Below are 16285 nucleotides of genomic sequence, written 5' to 3'. Positions count from 1 at the left end.
CTGCTTAATTTATCCGCGTTTAGAGATTTTGTTGGCACTGATGCTACGCTGTTGAGAGCAATGAAATCGCTCTATATCAAGGGCTCGCAGAGAACGGTGCTTGGTGTTACGTCCATTCATTCGTTTACGCCACATTTCAAAACTACTACGTTTCATTGCTTGACGCATCAGCGCGATGACATCTTTCTCCGCCAACCCAAATTGGGCTTCTATGGCCTCAAAGGGAGTACGGTCTTCCCACGCCATTTGTACGATGCGGTCAAGGTCTTGCGGGGGCAAATTCATGGGTTGAGTTTACAATTAGGTGTTGTAGGATTCAACCATTTTGTAAAGAATTTGTTTCGCCAAAAATTAAGGGCTTACGCAATCAAATAGCTAATTTGTTAAAAACTAACCTTGTGAAGATTTCAAACCTTCACAAGGGGTTGACTGACAATCAACACTTTGCGTAAGCCTTAGCTCTAATTAAAAATAAGAGCAGCATTAAACCTTCGTATCACTTCTACATCAAAGCTTACGAAACAAAAAACAGCCGCTAAGGCGGTAAACAGAAAACCATGAAAAAAACACAAATGATTCGCACCCTTTTAGTAGTAGCTTTGGCTATTGGTGCTCAATTCACAACCTTTGCTCAGCGTGGTCAGATGAATCCTGAAAAACGTGCGGAGCGCGTTTTGGCAGATTTGAAACAAGCATTGACGCTTGATGATGCTACCACCAAAAAAGTCTATGATTTGGAATTGGCACGTACTCAAGAAGCCCTTAAAATCAGAGAGGCTAATGCTGGCGACCGCGAGGCAATGCGCAGTAGCATGAAAGGAGTTAATGAAAAATTTCAGACAAGCATGAAGAGTGTTTTGAGTGAAGAACAGTACAAAAAATACCAAGAATGGCAGGCCACTGAGCGCCAAAAACGCGGTCCTCGTGGAGAGGGTAATCGCCGCCGCCGTCGCTAAAAAATCTAACCACCTACTGGCGATAGGCTGGTAGGTGGTTTTTATTAAAGTTCAAAGTGCTTTAGCCATTTCTTTTCGCCTTCTCCACACCATTTTCTAAAATTGCTTCCTACAGGCTGATGATGAGGTAAGTATTTCATCAAAACCGAAAGATCGAAAGTCGAAGCAGCGACTCCTCCGCCTACGCGCTCAGTATCAGTCGCATTGCAAGCTTGCTCATAATGAATCGGAACTACCATCACGGGTTTGCCGAGATACATGGCTTCACATACCGATTCAAATCCTGCTGTGGTCACAAGGGCTTTACATTGTGACATCATTTCTAAAAACTTCACCCCGTCGAGTTTATGTAAGGTCAAATTAGGGCTGACTTTTTCTTCTGGGGGAGCATCGGGTTTGCTCCAAAAACAATGTATTTCGACATCGGGATTTTGTTGATGCCACTTTTGAATCTGCGAAAATAGAGAAGGATGATTGAGATAAACCAAAATAAAGGCCTTTTGGTCTACCGTCAACGTACGAATATCCCGACGGAGTAAAGGAGAAACCACCCAAAGCTTCTTTGAGGGCTGGTCTGGCAGCGCATCAAAAGAAAGTGCCAAACGTTTTTTTGCCCCGATGGCCGTAAACCTCGTATTAAGATTGACTAAAAAACGGTCTAATTTTTTTTGCGGGGGAAACTTAAAATCAGGATGAAAAAAAAGATACTGATGCCCGATGCAAAACGTAGGAACAGAAGGACGATAAAAGAAATTATAAAATCCGCTTAAAATCTCGTAGAAGTTGAGAATAAGGTCAGGCTGATGGCGTTGAATGGCCGTGTGTATTTGTTTCAAACTTCCCAAAAAACGCCCAACGTGCGGTAAATGATGTACTACTGTTTTTATAAAATCTACCTTGCCAGCGCCATTAAAAACGAGATTGGGGCTGCTGAAGGCTTCTACTGGGGCGTTGATTTGGTCTTGAAAAAAAGCAGGAACGGGGCGGTCTTGCGGACCTCCCACCAATACTGCTACTACCTTATGCCCAGCTTCGCGTAGTAGCTGACTCATCGAAATGGCTTGGGTCAAATGCCCACGTCCCTCACCTTGCACCAAGAAAAGTACTTTTGTCATTTAATATTTATCAAAATATGCTTTATAAAAGTAAATAACGCGCCTCTGCAATTCATGAATTTGAAATTATGTTTAGGTTACCAACCTACGTAGCCTTCGGGTGTAATGCCCTTGAGACGGAGATAGCAGATCGCTTGGCCTCGATGGTGAATGATGTGGTTTTCCATGGCATAAAAAAATTGCCATACTTGGAGCTTTCCACCGGCAAATGCCTCTTCTTTGGCAAGGCGTTCGGGAGAAACTTCACTAGCTACTTTTTCGACCCATGTATAAAATCCCTTTATTTCGTCAGCCAATTGGGTTTTGGTGATTTTGTTCCAATCTTTTTTGTTTTCATAAGGGTTTTTGATTTCTAACCGACCCGCAAACTGAAGAGAAGAAAACACAATGCAATGCACAAATTGGGTACGAAATGAGAAGGACTCGGGCGTGTATTTATAATCTAAATGCTCTTCCGGCATTTGATTAAAAACAGTAATGGTATAATCTAATGAGCGTTTCCACGCACTTGAAAATTCTTGACTAAAATTTTGAAGGTCTTTACGACTTCGCGACATTCCCACAAAAGGAATGGAGAGTAAGCTTCCTGTGAGGGTGTGAATGGCTGATTTACGGCTGATTTTCATGAATAAATTGCTTTTAGTGTTGTGATGGATGAAATAAGGCTCCATAGGGAGCCTTGTACTGATTTTTGAATATCTAATGCACTCAAATGTACAAAAAGCCTCTTATAAATCAGAAACCAGTTGTGAAACAATCATCGCTTTTTGGGATTCTTCATTTTATCTTTAATAATTGTTGCGTGTCTTCGATGCTTTTCAGCATGTTGTCGCTTACTTGTTCGATTTTGATTTTTTCTTGGGTAAGTGCTTGGATTGCCTCCTTGGAAGGAAGTTTTTTGAGCGAGTCACCTTTGTATTGATGCATCCAATTCATCATACCATCATCTGCCTTTTTGAGGTCGGTAGCAAGCATAGTAGATTGTCGCAGGGTATTTTGAAGAGAGGTATCGCTAGGGGTAATTTTAAGAAGACTGTCAGTATGAGCAATGTGCTTACTGAGGGCGCTTTGCAAAGCTATCAATTCGCCCATTTTGGGCATGACAGCATCGTGAATCATCATTACCTCTTTTTCGAGGGTGTCGATTTGTTTTTGTTCTTGGGTTTGGCAAGAAGCGATACTTATAGCCAATACTATAAGCAATGAATTGAGTTTCATTGGAATGTGGATTGCCTTGTTAGAAAAAGTTTGTTTACAAAAAGGTGTTGTCAGCGCCAGAGATACAAACTAGGCAATAGGAGGTAGGAGAGGCTTTAAAGTAAAACCTTTTTGAATAAGAGAGTAGAAAGGAAAAAAGTCCAATGACTTTTCATGAAATACTTTCTGGATTTGAAGTTCAGGTGAAAGAACTTCAAATATTTCTAGAAAGATTTTTTTTGTGCTTTCGCTTTGTTTTTGAGCCGCGTCGCGGGCGTGTTCTTGCGCTACTTTTTTGAGTTGCTTGGCCAGGTAGCATTTGCCATCGCAGTGTAGTTGGGGATTGAAGCGATTTTCGCAGAGGTTTTGGATGATGTATTCTTTGCGCAATTCAAAATCCAAATAAATAAACGGTACCACCAGCGATTTGAAACTGATAAGCATTAAAAGAAAAAGTGCTATGTACCGTTTGGATAACATTGACGAATGAATAACTCAACACACATATACTCAAACTGCTACTGAATATATCTGAAAACCACCATGCCCTGCTGGATTTGGCTAACTAGGCTTTTTCTTCTATAACGGCTTTTTTGCCATTGATTTTATTCTTAATCCATGCAATCATCTTTTTTTCTTTTTCCCAAAAGAAACTAAACTGACCAAACAAAAAACCATAAAGAAGTAGGAGCGTTTGGTAGGTTGGGAAAATGAAGATAAGATAAGTGACGGTTTTGAGCCAAAAAGGGGTAGTTTCATCATATCCTAGAAGATAAAATAACCCTTTACGGAACCATACTACGGAAGAACCTGCAAAAGTGAAGGTCAGTAAGACTGCGATTACTTGCCAAGTGTTTTTCAAGCCCCATTTGTTCTGGAGGCGGGCAAGCCAATGAGTTTGATCGGATGTTTGCATATGTATGGGATGAGCGATTGGCTTATCCTGTTTTTATTGATAATCCAAAAAGCCTAAAGTTTTACTCACAAAAAATGATATTTGTCGCAATCAAAAGGCTTTTATATAAATTACGACTAAATACTGGATTTGGTTTTTGGGACTAGTGGAAAATCTTTTTATTTAAAATTTGACTTATCTGCTGCATTACTTTTTCGGTAGCTCCACTGTTTTGGTGTACATAAGTGCGGCAAATTTCGCCTTTTTGGCGCCGCAAAGTTAAGTCATCATACAGTTCTGTGAAAGTTTTATTGAATTCTTGAGTATCTTTTACCGTAATAGCTCCGCCCAACTGCAGCAAATCTAAGGCTTCTTGGAACTTTTTAAAGTAAGGTTGACCAAAAAAAATAGGCATTCCAAACACCGCCGGCTCCATGGTATTGTGAAGTCCATCCTTAAATGCCCCTCCTACAAACACAAAATCAGCATAACGATACATCGAAGAAAGCATCCCCACCGTATCAAGAAACAAAACAGAAACTTCAGAAGAAATATGTCCTTGGGGCAAGTGCTCAAGATAAGTAGCCGAAGGTACTTGAAGTTGTTGTTGCCACTTTTTTATTTGTTCAGCATTGATTTCATGGGGTGCGATGATGACTTTGAGGGGCTTCCTAAATTGATTAATAAACGGAATAATCACTTCAAGGTCGTCTGGCCAAGCGGAGCCTACTATCATTAAGGGATTATGGCCTTTAAATTCCTTGATGAGAGGGTAGTTACGGGCTTGTGAGGCAATTTGTACGACGCGGTCGAGGCGGGTGTCACCGGCAATTATGACGTTTGGATAGTGAATCTGCCGAAGCAATTGGGCTGAGGCTTGATTTTGCACTAAAATAGTATCTAAACAAAAAAGTAGTTTTCGATAAAAACCGCCATAAGATTTAAAAAATAGCTGATTGGGACGAAAGATAGCTGAGAAAAGTAGGGCTGGAATTTGTCTTTTTTTGAGTTCGGACAAGTAATGATACCAAAATTCGTATTTAATAAACAAAGCAATATCAGGCTGGATAATATCTAAAAAACGGGAGACGTTGGCAGGGGTATCAAGTGGCAAATAGCTTACCACGTCTACTTGGTCGTAATTTTGGCGGTGTTCGTATCCCGAAGGAGAGAAAAAGGTCAGGACGAGTTTGGCGTTTGGATATAATTTTCGACAAGCTTCGATAACGGGCCTTCCTTGTTCAAATTCGCCTAATGAAGCTGAGTGAAACCAAATGCAAAGCGAAGAATGAGAAGTGGTTTTTGGAAGAAAAGCATCGCGCTTGGCTAGCGATTTCCAGATATTTTGCTGCCCTTTTACCCATTTTTGGGTTTTGGGATGAAAAAGCGCAGCTACCTGTGCTAACCCGTAAGAAAATCGAATGAAAAGGGTGTATAAAAAAGCGAACAATTTTGGAATAGGTTGTGTTTTGTTGGCAAAGCTAAAGGGGATTACGCTAAAAATGAGCTTTTATTCCTAAAAAATAACACTTATTCCTCCAGTAGGAATCATTATAAAAGAATTGACAAAATGAATTGGCATCAGATTACCAATGCTACGGCATTAGAAGAAATCAAGCAAGAGTCTTTTGAACATCCGATTTTGATTTATAAACACAGCACTCGTTGCTCTATTAGTTCGGCGACACTTGGGCGTTTGGAGCGTAATTGGAAACAAGGAGAAGTGGGTACGCTCAAACCTTATTTTTTGGATTTGATTGCCAATCGTTCCATCTCTAATCAAGTTGCGGAGGAGTTTGGAGTATGGCACGAATCTCCTCAGGCGCTTATCATTCACAAGGGCGAAAGTATCTTCGATGCTTCTCATTTTGATATTTCGTTTGAAGACATCAAAGCTCAGGTATCGGTTTTAGGGTGACAGAAGTTTTGCATAACAAACTTGGCAAGTTTGAAGATTCATAAATAAAAAACTTGCCAAGTTTGTTTCAAGATCAATCACTGCTCCATATTGGCAAAATATTCTTTGACTTTGTGGGCTTTGTCTTTTCCTACAAACTCCGCGATTTTTTCTTCTTCTGCCTCGCGAATGGCTTTTACGCTCCTAAACTCTTTGAGGAGATTGGCGGCTGTTTTTTTACCGATTCCCTCTATGTTTTCTAATTCACTCACAATCGCCGCTCTACTGCGCTTGTCGCGGTGGTAAGTGATGGCAAATCGGTGCGCTTCGTCGCGGATTTGTTGAATAAGGCGCAGCGATTCTGACTTTTTGTCGATATAAAGCGGCAGAGTATCTTCGGGAAAATAGATTTCTTCGAGGCGTTTGGCAATTCCCACGATGGGTATTTTACCATATAGTCCAATGCCTTTGAGAGCATCACAAGCGGCACTCAATTGACCTTTGCCACCGTCTATGACAATCAAATCGGGGAGGTCGGCTTGCTCTTCGAGTAAGCGTGTATAGCGCCTCGTCACCACTTCGTGCATACTCGCAAAATCGTTGGGACCCACTACGGTTTTGATGGTAAAATGTCGATAATCTTTCTTAGAAGGACGACCTTCTTTAAAACAAACCATCGCCGCTACGGGATTGGTACCTTGTATGTTGGAGTTATCGAAACATTCGATGTGTCTTGGGAGGTTTTTAAGCTGTAAATCAGCTTTGAGTTTAATCAAAACACGGTCGCGGCGATTGGTAGTGGCACTTGCTTCGATGAGCTTGCGTTCGGTTTTTTCTTTACGGAAAAAATGAACGTTTTTGAGTGCCATATCTAGTAAACTCCGTTTGTCACCAATTTTAGGAATGGTGATTTCGGCTTTAAAATCCACGTTGATGTCGACATTGGAAATGATTTCTTTGGCGTCGCTTTCAAAGGTGGTTCGCATTTCAAAAAGCACGAGTGCCAAGATTTCCTCGTCGGTTTCGTCGAGTTTTTTCTTGATTTCGAGGGTTTGGGCACCGTTGATATAGCCATTGACGATTTTGAGATAATTGACATAAGCCGCTTCTTCGTCGGAGGCAATCGCTATGACATCCACATTGCCGATTTTGGGATTCACTACCGTCGATTTGGCTTGGAAATTTTGTAAGGTTTCGAGCTTTTGTTTCCATTGGTGCGCCTTCTCAAACTCCAATTTTTCGGCAGCTTCTATCATATTTTTTTTGAAATACTGCTGTGGAATAGTGAGTTGACCTTTCAATATTTGATGAATTTGGGCGATTTCTTCTTCGTATTCTTCGCGTGATTGTTTGCCTTCGCAGGGCCCTTTGCAGCGTTTGAGGTGATATTCCATGCATACCTTAAACTTACCATCTTCGATGTTTTGGGGGGTAAGATTGAGGGAACAGGTTCGCAAAGTGTATAATTCGCGAAACATATCAAGCAGATGATACATCCCCTTTACGTTGGCAAAAGGGCCATAAAAAGTACCCGTCTTTTTCTCCACTCGCCGAGTACTTTCAACGCGCGGAAAAGACTCATGGAAGACCTTAATAAAAGGATAAGATTTATCGTCGCGCAAGAGAATATTGAAGCGCGGCTGGTATTTTTTGATGAGCTGATTTTCGAGCAATAAAGCGTCAAATTCTGTATGGACAATCGTGTATTCGATGCGCCTAATCTGACTCACCAAGCGGCGGGTTTTGCGATCGGGGTGATTTTTGATAAAATAACTACTTACCCGATTGCGAAGATTTTTGGCTTTCCCTACATAAATAATTTCTTCTTCTTCGCTAAAATAACGATAAACTCCTGGTTCAGAGGGGATTTTGGCTAGCTCGACTTTGGCGTCAAAAACAGACATATTGGTGATTACTCCTGATTTTTATCTTAAATGAATACTTCTTAAACACAAAATACCCAAAGTTTGTCCCCAATAAAAAAGCGGATTTTAGGAGATTGTGTGTTGGATTAGCGTTATAGGCTTTTTTGCCTTTTTCGCCATTTGTAGATTTCAAACCAAACAGTGGTCAAAAAACCAATCATCGAAGCGATCCCCAAGTCTTTGCTTGACAAAGGCGATAACTGGAAAAAATCGGCAAACAATGGTATATAAATCAAAGCAAACAACATCAACACGGTCAACAAAATGATGCCTAGCAGGAGGTTGTTTTTGTACTGAAAACTTGTCAGGAGTGATTCACGAAAGGAGCGATTGACCAAGGTCAAAAATACATTGGCTATTACCAAAGTCGTAAACACCATTGTACGGGTAAGGGATTCATCATAGCCTTGATGAAGGGCATATTGATAAGCCATCAAAGTACCAAAGGTAATGGAGAGTCCTTGTATGATGCTGATTGATAGCTCTTTAAGGCTTAGGAATGTATCGGTAATCGGGCGGGGTGGTTGGAGCATACTGTTTTTTTCGAGAGGTTCATTTTCATAGACAATCGAGCATGTAGGCCCCATGATGAGTTCTAAAAAAATAACGTGAACGGGCGTGAAAATAGCAGGATAGGCCCACCCCAAAATCAACGGAATAGCCACCGTCAAAATAATAGGAATATGAATAGAGATAATATACTGAATGGCTTTTTTGAGGTTGTTATAAATTTTTCGACCCATGGCTACGGCGTCCACCATTTTTCCGAAGTCATCGTCCATTAAAATCAGCGAGGAAGCTTGCTTGGCAATTTCTGAGCCGCGCTTACCCATAGCAATGCCGATGTGGGCAGCCTTGAGCGCAGGTCCATCATTGACTCCGTCGCCTGTCATACCTACTATTTGGTGTTGGGCTTTTAAAGTGTTGATAATCTTTAGTTTGGCTTCGGGAAACATACGAGTAAAAATGCTGGTTTCGGCAATCTTACGGGCTTGGGCATCGGCGTCTAGTTGCAGGAGTTCAGCCCCTGTAAGCGGAGGTGAGGAACTACGAAAATGCGCTTGCTTGGCAATAGCCGCCGTAGTGAGAGAATTGTCGCCTGTGATGATTTTGACCTGAATTCCGGCATCATAAAATTGTTTAAAAACATGCCCAATGTTGGGTTTGGGAGGGTCATAAAAACCAACTAATCCTAAAAATTTGAACGAAAAATCTTGTTGTTCTTCTGGAAAAACGTCACCCTCATAAGAGGCAATACCTACGCCTAGTACTCGGAGACCATCAGCGGCTAGTGAGGCTATTTGCTGACGACAATGTGACTGCTCCTTCTCAGAGAGCTGCGCAAGGTGGATAATTCCTTCGGGGGCTCCTTTGCAAGCAACGATACGTTGATGAGCCTCATTTTCAAAGATATGCGTCATCATAGGAGGCTTGCCCGACAGGGGATATTCATGGACGAACTTGTAAAGAGGGCGTTCGTCGACGGAGGCCAATCGTTGATAAGTTTCGTGTAGTGCCTTCTCCATGGGGTCAAAAGGTACGGGTTCACTGGCCCACATCGCGGTAGCAATAAGCCGTTGGGCCGCCGCTTGGTGCCATTGATTAGGAGCAAGAGTTTGGTCAGTTTCAAAAACATAAATCCGATGAAGCTCCATTTTGTTTTCGGTGATAGTGCCCGTTTTGTCAGTACAAATGACAGTGGCCGAACCCAACGCCTCCACCGTTTGGGTTTGTTTGACAATCACCCCTTGCTGCATCAATCGCCACGCTCCCAAAGCCATAAAAGTGGCAAATGCCACGGGAATTTCTTCGGGCAATACCGACATTGCAATGGTAAGTCCTTTGAGTAAACTTGCCAAAATATCGCGCGATTGGAAATAATTAATCCCCCAAATCAGCAGGAAAACCACTATTCCCACCGCTGCCATTTTTTTGACGAAGTTTTCGATTTGTAATTGGAGGGGTGTTTTTTCGGTTTCAATTTCTTGAAGAGATTTGCCAATTTGACCTAGCTTGGTATGGATTCCAACGGCGGTTACTTCAAATATACATTGACCTGACTGCACCAATGAGCCTCGGTATACTTCGCTATTATCAGTAGCATCAAGTTCTTTATGAATCGCAAAAGCTTCGCCTGTGAGAAGAGATTCATTGACAGAGAAGTCGTTGATTTGCTTTACTTTACCATCGGCAGGCACAAGCTCACCTTCCGAGACCACCACATAATCGCCCACGACTACGTCATCGATGGCGATTTTAGTGAGTTGATTGTTGCGAATCACATTGGCGGCGGCTTGCGAAAAGCTTTTAAGCGCTTCCAATGCTTTTTTGCTACGAGAATCTTGGTAAAACGAAATTGTGGATACCAGCACAATGGCACCTAGCATAAAAAAACCTTCGGAGGTTTCGCCCAACGAAAAATAAATGACAGTGCAAGCTACCAACAGTAAAAACATAGGCTCTGTGACTGCATCTTTAAGCGATGCCAGCCAAGCAGTGTTGGTGCTTTTCTGGAGAGAATTATCACCATTTTGTTGGCGAGCGGCGACTACTTGGTCGTCAGAAAGTCCTTCAAAAGGGTAAGGATTGGTAGCCATACTAAAATGAGTTGAAATTTAGTTTTGAGCTTGGCAACGTAATTAATAAGTTTGCTAAAGCTACAAATAATTGTGGCAATCATTAAGAATTATTCATCTACAAACATCCTCATCCTTTTTTCTACCTATGAAACAATTCTTCTTGCTATGTCTCCTACCGACTTTTGTATGGGGGCAGCTTTTTACTACCGCTGAACTCACTCGCTACCAACAACAAGCCAATCGGGTCACTATTGTGCGTGATAATTGGGGGATTCCGCATATTTATGGCAAAAGTGATGCCGACGCGGTTTTTGGTCTTTTGTATGCTCAATGTGAAGATGATTTTAAACGGGTAGAACTTAACTATATCGAAAAATTAGGCCGACTCTCGGAGCTAAATGGAGAAAAGGACCTGTACAATGATTTACAAATCAAGCTTCTTATCGATACTACTGAAGCGATAGCAGACTACCAAAAAGCGGCTCCTTGGCTCAAAAAACTATTGAATGCTTACGCCGATGGTATCAACTACTTTTTGTACAAAAATCCAAAAGTGAAACCTCGTCTTTTGACAAAATTTCAACCTTGGTATCCATTACTTTGGACCGACGGAAGTATTGGAGCTATCAGTACAGCTGACTTGACAGTGGCCGAACTCAAAAATTTTTATTCGGGTGAGGCTACGGCAGCGATTCCCGAACCCAAAGACCCAGAGTATCAAACAGGTTCTAATGGATTTGCGTTTGCACCTTCCAAAACAGCCTCAGGCAATGCCATCTTGTACATCAATCCACATGTTACGTTTTATTTTCGTCCTGAGGTACAAGTAGTCAGTGAAGAAGGATTGCATGCTTATGGAGCGGTGACATGGGGGCAATTTTTTGTTTATCAGGGTTTTAACAAGTATTGTGGTTGGATGCACACCTCTTGTAATGTAGATGTAGCAGATATGTATGCCGAAAAAGTGGTTAAAAAAGGCAATACGTTTTTTTATGAATACGAGCAGAAGCTAAAGCCTGTTACGGAAAAGCAAATCACAATCAAATACTTAGACGGAACGGCCTTGAAGTCTAAAACTTTTACAACATACTATACGCACCATGGGCCGATTATGGCCAAAAGAGATGGCAAATGGGTAAGCTTACGTTCGTTTAATCGCTCTATGACGAGCTTGATACAAAGCTGGCAACGCACCAAAGCAAAAGGATTTGAGGACTACAAAAAAGTAATGGACTTGAAAGCCAATACTTCCAACAGTACGGTTTTTGCTGATAATAAAGGAAATATCGCCTATTGGCACGGAAACTACGTACCTGTACGCGACAAAAGCATGAACTGGTCGAAAGTGATGGACGGAAGTGTGGCTGCTACCGAATGGAAAGGGCTGCATTCGGTTGATGAGACGGTGCATCTTTATAATCCTGCCAACGGATGGTTACAAAATTGCAATTCGACGCCTTATACTGCCGCCGGCGAAAATAGCCCCAAAAAATCTGATTATCCAGCCTATATGGCTCCTGACGGTGAAAACTTCCGAGGCGTAAATGCGGTGCGCGTATTGAGTGCGGGGTCGGGTTATACTCTCGACAAAGTCATTGAAGCGGGCTATGATACTTATTTGTCGGCTTTTGAGGTGTTGGTACCATCCCTTGTAAAAGCTTTTGACCAAAGTGTAAAACCGACAGATTCGCTGTATGCGCAGTTGGCTGCGCCGATGGATATATTAAGAACGTGGGATTATCATACTTCTGAGCAATCCATAGCGGCAACTCTGGCTATCGAATGGGCGCAAAAATTGACTCCCACTATCATGCGGTTGTATATCAATGAAGGCGAAGCCGATCAAGTACAAAATACCAAACGTTTTGCGGCATCGGCTACGCCTTCTCAGTTGATTACGCCTTTTGTTACCACCCTTAGTGAACTCAAAACGCGCTTTGGAAAATGGAATATGCCTTGGGGCGAAATCAATCGTTTTCAAAGATTGACGGGAGATATTCAGAGCAAATACGACGACAATCAGCCGAGTATTCCGGTAGGTTTTGCTTCCGCTATGTGGGGCATGCTTCCTTCTTACAATAGTCGTCCGTATGCTGGTACGCAAAAACGCTACGGAGTGAGTGGAAATAGTTTTATTTGTGCGATAGAGTTTGGTCCACGTATCAAAGCTAAGTCATTGTTGGCAGGTGGAGAAAGTAGCGACCCTGCTTCAAAACACTTCAACGACCAAGGTGAAATGTATGCCAAAGGGAAATTTAAAGAAGTCTTGTTTTACAAAGAAGATGTTCTGAAAAATGCAGAACGTACTTATCACCCAGGACAATAAACTTTGATAAAAATGAGTGATTTCAATCCTCAATTACTGGAAGAATTGGTGAAGATACCGATGCCATTTGGCAAGTACAAAGGCGTGTTGTTGTGCGATTTGCCTGAGCCGTATTTAGTATGGTTTTATAAAAATGGCTTTCCACAGGGAAAATTGGGCGTTTTGCTTGCTACTATGTACGAAATCAAACTCAATGGTTTGGAGTATTTGTTAAGACCTTTGAAAGAAAAATATCCGAAAATGTAGTAATTCCTGTAGCATTCTAGAGTGAGATAAAATTTTTTAGAGACCTTCCAAGTTTTCAAAACTTGGAAGGTCTTCTTTTTTATTATTAGAACGAGAATTACAATGTTTCTTTAAGCCACTTGAAAAATTCACGTTGCCAAACCTGCGCATTTTGAGCGTGCAGTACCCAGTGATTTTCGTCAGGCAATACCACAAGTCGGCTCTTAATACCTCTGAGTTGGGCGGCTTGGAAAGCTTGTAGGCTTTGTTCGAGTGGTACGCGATAGTCTTTGCCTCCTTGAAAAATCAAAATAGGAGTATCCCATTTCGCCACAAAATTGCTAGGAGAAAATTCGCGGTAAGATTTTTGGGCAGCTAGGTTTTTTGTATCCCAATAAGCCCCTCCATAATCCCAATCCGGAAACCATACTTCTTCGGTGCTTCCATACATAGAGCGAAAATCAAAGATGCCATCGTGGGCGATAAAAGTCTTGAAACGTTTTTGATGCATTCCTGCCAGCATAAATGCCGAATAGCCTCCATAGCTTGCGCCCACGCATCCTAAGCGATTTTTATCAACAAAAACTTCTTTACTTACATTGTCGATAGCACTCAGATAATCTTGCATCACGATACCCCCGTGGTCTTTGCTGATTTGTTCATTCCAACGCGTACCGTGGCCTGGCATTCCACGTCGATTGGGAGCCACCACAATATACCCTTGCGAAGCCATTAGTTGAAAATTCCAACGGAAAGAGTAAAATTGCGTAAGAGGGCTTTGGGGACCACCCTGACAATAAAGCAAAGCGGGATATTTTTGTTTAGGGTCAAAATTGGGTGGATAAATTACCCATACTAGCATGTTTTTGCCATCAACGGTTTTGACAAAACGACGTTCGGTTTTGCACATACTTAGTTTGGAGTAGGTGTCGTCGTTGACATGGGTAAGTTGGGTCAATTGCCCATCCGTAAGATTGACGTTATAGAGTTCGGCAGCGTGGTTCATATCACTACGGCTCACGATGAGGGTATTACCACTTTGGCCTACGATAGCACTAACGTCGAAGTCACCTTTGGTAATCTGCGAAATCATCGGCATCATTTTAGTGAGACCCGGATAAGTCACTTTGAATAATTGCAATGTACCATTGGTAGGCGCGATAAAAAAGAGGCTACGCCCATCTTCACTCCAAGTATAGCTTTCGACATGAATATCGTCCCGTTGCGCTGTGAGGTTCATTTTGGTAGTGCCATTGCTTACGATAAGGTCTTGTTTGTCAGATTCATATCCGTCTCGTTTCATTTGTAGCCACGCCATTTGCCCATGCTGATTGAAAGTAGGGTTGATATCGTAGCCTTTGTTTTCTTCAGTGAGATTGGTGGTGGTTCCGGTCGCAATATCATAAGCATACAAGTCGGTATTGGTGCTAATGGCATAAGGTGTACCAAATTTTTTCTTAGCCACATACACTATTTTTTTACCATCAGTACTCCATACAAAATCCTCCTCACCCCCAAATGGTTTTTGAGGACAGTCATACGGCTCTCCTTGCATGAGATCTTTGGCAGGGCCTCCGTTGATGGGAGTAAGCATTACGTGTCCAAATTTCCCGTCTTCCCACTCGTCCCAGTGCCGATAATTGAGTTGGTCATAAATGAGGACATTGCTTTTGGGTAGGTCAGGATAAAAATCACTACCGCTTATTTTCTTAATCTTTACTTCTTCGCTACTGATTTTGTATTTGCCATCAGGCGATATTTTGGTGTTAGTAAGCAGACTATCAGCGTTTTTGATTTCAGTTGGTCTACCACCATTGATTGGAATGATATAAGTTTTACTGCTGCTTTTGTCGGTCTCGATATTGGGTGTACTAACGCTATAAACCACATATTTACTATCCCTTGAAATACCTCGCCCATTTACCCTTCCTAGCTTCCAGAGCTGTTCGGGCGTAAGGGAGGTTTGAGCTTCTGCCACTATACTGACGGCCAAAAACAACAAAAAAGAAAGTTTTTTGGAATACATATCGACTGTTTTTAGAAGATTGATAAAGCTATTTTTAAACAAAAGTACGCGTGCCCGAATAATTCTCGCGAAATTCTTTAGGAGTACACTTATGCTTTTTCTTAAAGATACGATTAAAATAAGAGAGGTTGTTGAACCCACACCTAAACGAAACCTCCGAAATAGTAAGAGTGGTATCAATAAGCAGTCGAGAAGCATGACCCAAGCGAATACCATTGAGGCTATCAATAAATGTTTTTCCGGTTCGTTTTCGCATAAATCTACTAAAGCCTACTTCTGTCATGTTAACTATCTTGGACATGTCTTCGAGCGAAATGTCTTTTTCATAATTGGCTTTCATAAACTCAAAAGCTTTTTCGATACGACGGCTGTTGTAGGCGGTGTTTTCGTTGACAAAAGAAGAACTTGTGAGGATTTGGACGTGACGCGAAAGTGATAATTCATGTAGCAGAGACATCAAATCCATTACCGAATCGAATCCGCTTTTTTGTTGGAGGGCAAGAAGTCGAGGTTTGATGCTTTGAATAGTTTCCACAGGAAACGAAATACCACGGGCGGAGCGTTCGAGCATGGTTCGGATGAAACTTAGCTGATTGCGTTTTAAGAATTTATCGTCAAAAAGATCGCGGTGAAACTGAATCGTCGTTTCGTGAATTTCGCTACTGACGCATTCGTGCATAAACCACCCGTGCGGAATGTTGGAACCTACCAGCACTAGTTCCAAATGAGAAATAGTCTCGATGTTGTCACCCACGATTCTTCTAGCGCCTTGCCCTCCTTCGATAAAATTGAGTTCGTATTCTTCGTGATAATGAAGCGGAAAGTCAAATCTGTCTTTTATCCGGGTAAATACCATGAAGCAATCGTTGTCGGTCAGGGGTGTTATCTCATGATAAATGTTGCTCATTAGAAAGCGAAACTAAAATAAGTCAATAGCTATTTTTAATTAAAATAGTATTCAAAGTACTATAACTGCGTAAATTTAGGCTTTCTTCGTTATTAAAAGGAAGAAAAATGAATATTTTGAAATCGAAGAGATAAAATTGTATTATGAAAAACTGGAAAATGAAAGGAAACAGTTTTGCACAAAAAAACCTCTATCTCGCTTCAAGCAAGATAGAGGTGAAACATAGATTATTAAATG

The 16285-nt window shown here is 41.6% G+C and carries 15 protein-coding genes; 4 read left to right on the top strand and 11 right to left on the bottom strand.

All coding sequences use genetic code 11. The annotated features are described in order from the left end of the window. Nucleotides 1–9: 9 nt before the first annotated feature. A complete protein-coding gene (locus P1X15_RS09750) occupies nt 10–285 on the bottom strand; it encodes a TIGR03643 family protein (RefSeq protein ID WP_277337955.1) in 276 nt (91 codons plus the stop codon). 272 nt (nt 286–557) lie between these two features. On the opposite strand from P1X15_RS09750, the gene P1X15_RS09745 reads away from it, so the two are divergent. Then, on the top strand, nt 558–956 hold the full coding sequence (locus tag P1X15_RS09745) for a hypothetical protein (protein ID WP_277337954.1): 399 nt from the start codon (nt 558–560) through the stop codon (nt 954–956). Between the two features lie 44 nt (nt 957–1000). On the opposite strand, the gene P1X15_RS09740 is transcribed toward P1X15_RS09745, so the two are convergent. The 6 genes from P1X15_RS09740 to P1X15_RS09715 all read right to left on the bottom strand — a co-directional run bounded on the left by P1X15_RS09740 (nt 1001) and on the right by P1X15_RS09715 (nt 5613). After that, the gene (locus P1X15_RS09740) at nt 1001–2071 is read right to left on the bottom strand and encodes a glycosyltransferase family protein (protein ID WP_277337952.1); all 1071 of its coding nucleotides are present in this window, start codon (nt 2069–2071) and stop codon (nt 1001–1003) included. 77 nt (nt 2072–2148) lie between these two features. Then, entirely contained in the window at nt 2149–2697 is a 549-nt protein-coding gene (locus P1X15_RS09735) for a DinB family protein (protein ID WP_277337951.1), read from the bottom strand. Between the two features lie 151 nt (nt 2698–2848). After that, on the bottom strand, nt 2849–3289 hold the full coding sequence (locus P1X15_RS09730; protein WP_277337950.1) for a hypothetical protein: 441 nt from the start codon (nt 3287–3289) through the stop codon (nt 2849–2851). 69 nt (nt 3290–3358) lie between these two features. After that, nucleotides 3359–3712 (bottom strand): hypothetical protein, encoded by a 354-nt coding sequence (locus P1X15_RS09725; RefSeq protein ID WP_277337949.1) that lies wholly within the window; start codon nt 3710–3712, stop codon nt 3359–3361. A gap of 121 nt (nt 3713–3833) precedes the next feature. Beyond that, nucleotides 3834–4184, bottom strand: coding sequence for a DUF6787 family protein (locus tag P1X15_RS09720; RefSeq protein ID WP_277337948.1), 351 nt, complete (start codon nt 4182–4184; stop codon nt 3834–3836). Between the two features lie 142 nt (nt 4185–4326). Further along, complete coding sequence (locus P1X15_RS09715) at nt 4327–5613, bottom strand: 3-deoxy-D-manno-octulosonic acid transferase (protein WP_277337947.1); 1287 nt, start codon at nt 5611–5613, stop codon at nt 4327–4329. Between the two features lie 120 nt (nt 5614–5733). On the opposite strand from P1X15_RS09715, the gene ytxJ reads away from it, so the two are divergent. After that, nucleotides 5734–6081 (top strand): bacillithiol system redox-active protein YtxJ, encoded by a 348-nt coding sequence (gene ytxJ, locus P1X15_RS09710; RefSeq protein WP_277337946.1) that lies wholly within the window; start codon nt 5734–5736, stop codon nt 6079–6081. A 77-nt stretch (nt 6082–6158) separates the two neighbouring features. Here ytxJ and uvrC read toward each other — a convergent pair whose 3' ends face one another. Together uvrC and P1X15_RS09700 are read right to left on the bottom strand one after the other, a co-directional pair. Beyond that, on the bottom strand, nt 6159–7964 hold the full coding sequence (gene uvrC, locus P1X15_RS09705; RefSeq protein ID WP_277337945.1) for an excinuclease ABC subunit UvrC: 1806 nt from the start codon (nt 7962–7964) through the stop codon (nt 6159–6161). A 113-nt stretch (nt 7965–8077) separates the two neighbouring features. Next, nucleotides 8078–10582, bottom strand: coding sequence for a cation-translocating P-type ATPase (locus P1X15_RS09700; protein WP_277337944.1), 2505 nt, complete (start codon nt 10580–10582; stop codon nt 8078–8080). A gap of 127 nt (nt 10583–10709) precedes the next feature. On the opposite strand from P1X15_RS09700, the gene P1X15_RS09695 reads away from it, so the two are divergent. Together P1X15_RS09695 and P1X15_RS09690 are read left to right on the top strand one after the other, a co-directional pair. Then, entirely contained in the window at nt 10710–12890 is a 2181-nt protein-coding gene (locus P1X15_RS09695) for a penicillin acylase family protein (protein WP_277337943.1), read from the top strand. A 12-nt stretch (nt 12891–12902) separates the two neighbouring features. Further along, nucleotides 12903–13136 (top strand): DUF3820 family protein, encoded by a 234-nt coding sequence (locus P1X15_RS09690; protein ID WP_028666935.1) that lies wholly within the window; start codon nt 12903–12905, stop codon nt 13134–13136. Nucleotides 13137–13233: 97 nt separating this feature from the next. On the opposite strand, the gene P1X15_RS09685 is transcribed toward P1X15_RS09690, so the two are convergent. Both P1X15_RS09685 and P1X15_RS09680 read right to left on the bottom strand, forming a co-directional pair. Further along, nucleotides 13234–15141, bottom strand: a complete 1908-nt coding sequence (locus tag P1X15_RS09685; protein ID WP_277337942.1) for a S9 family peptidase — start codon at nt 15139–15141, stop codon at nt 13234–13236. 34 nt (nt 15142–15175) lie between these two features. After that, nucleotides 15176–16048 carry an AraC family transcriptional regulator gene (locus tag P1X15_RS09680; RefSeq protein WP_277337941.1) on the bottom strand — a complete coding sequence of 291 codons (873 nt, stop codon included), beginning with the start codon at nt 16046–16048 and terminating at the stop codon, nt 15176–15178. Nucleotides 16049–16285 lie beyond the last annotated feature (237 nt).

Origin of the sequence: Runella sp. MFBS21, assembly GCF_029433105.1 — a bacterium.
GTDB lineage: Bacteria > Bacteroidota > Bacteroidia > Cytophagales > Spirosomataceae > Runella.
This window is presented reverse-complemented; position numbering and strand designations above follow the sequence as displayed.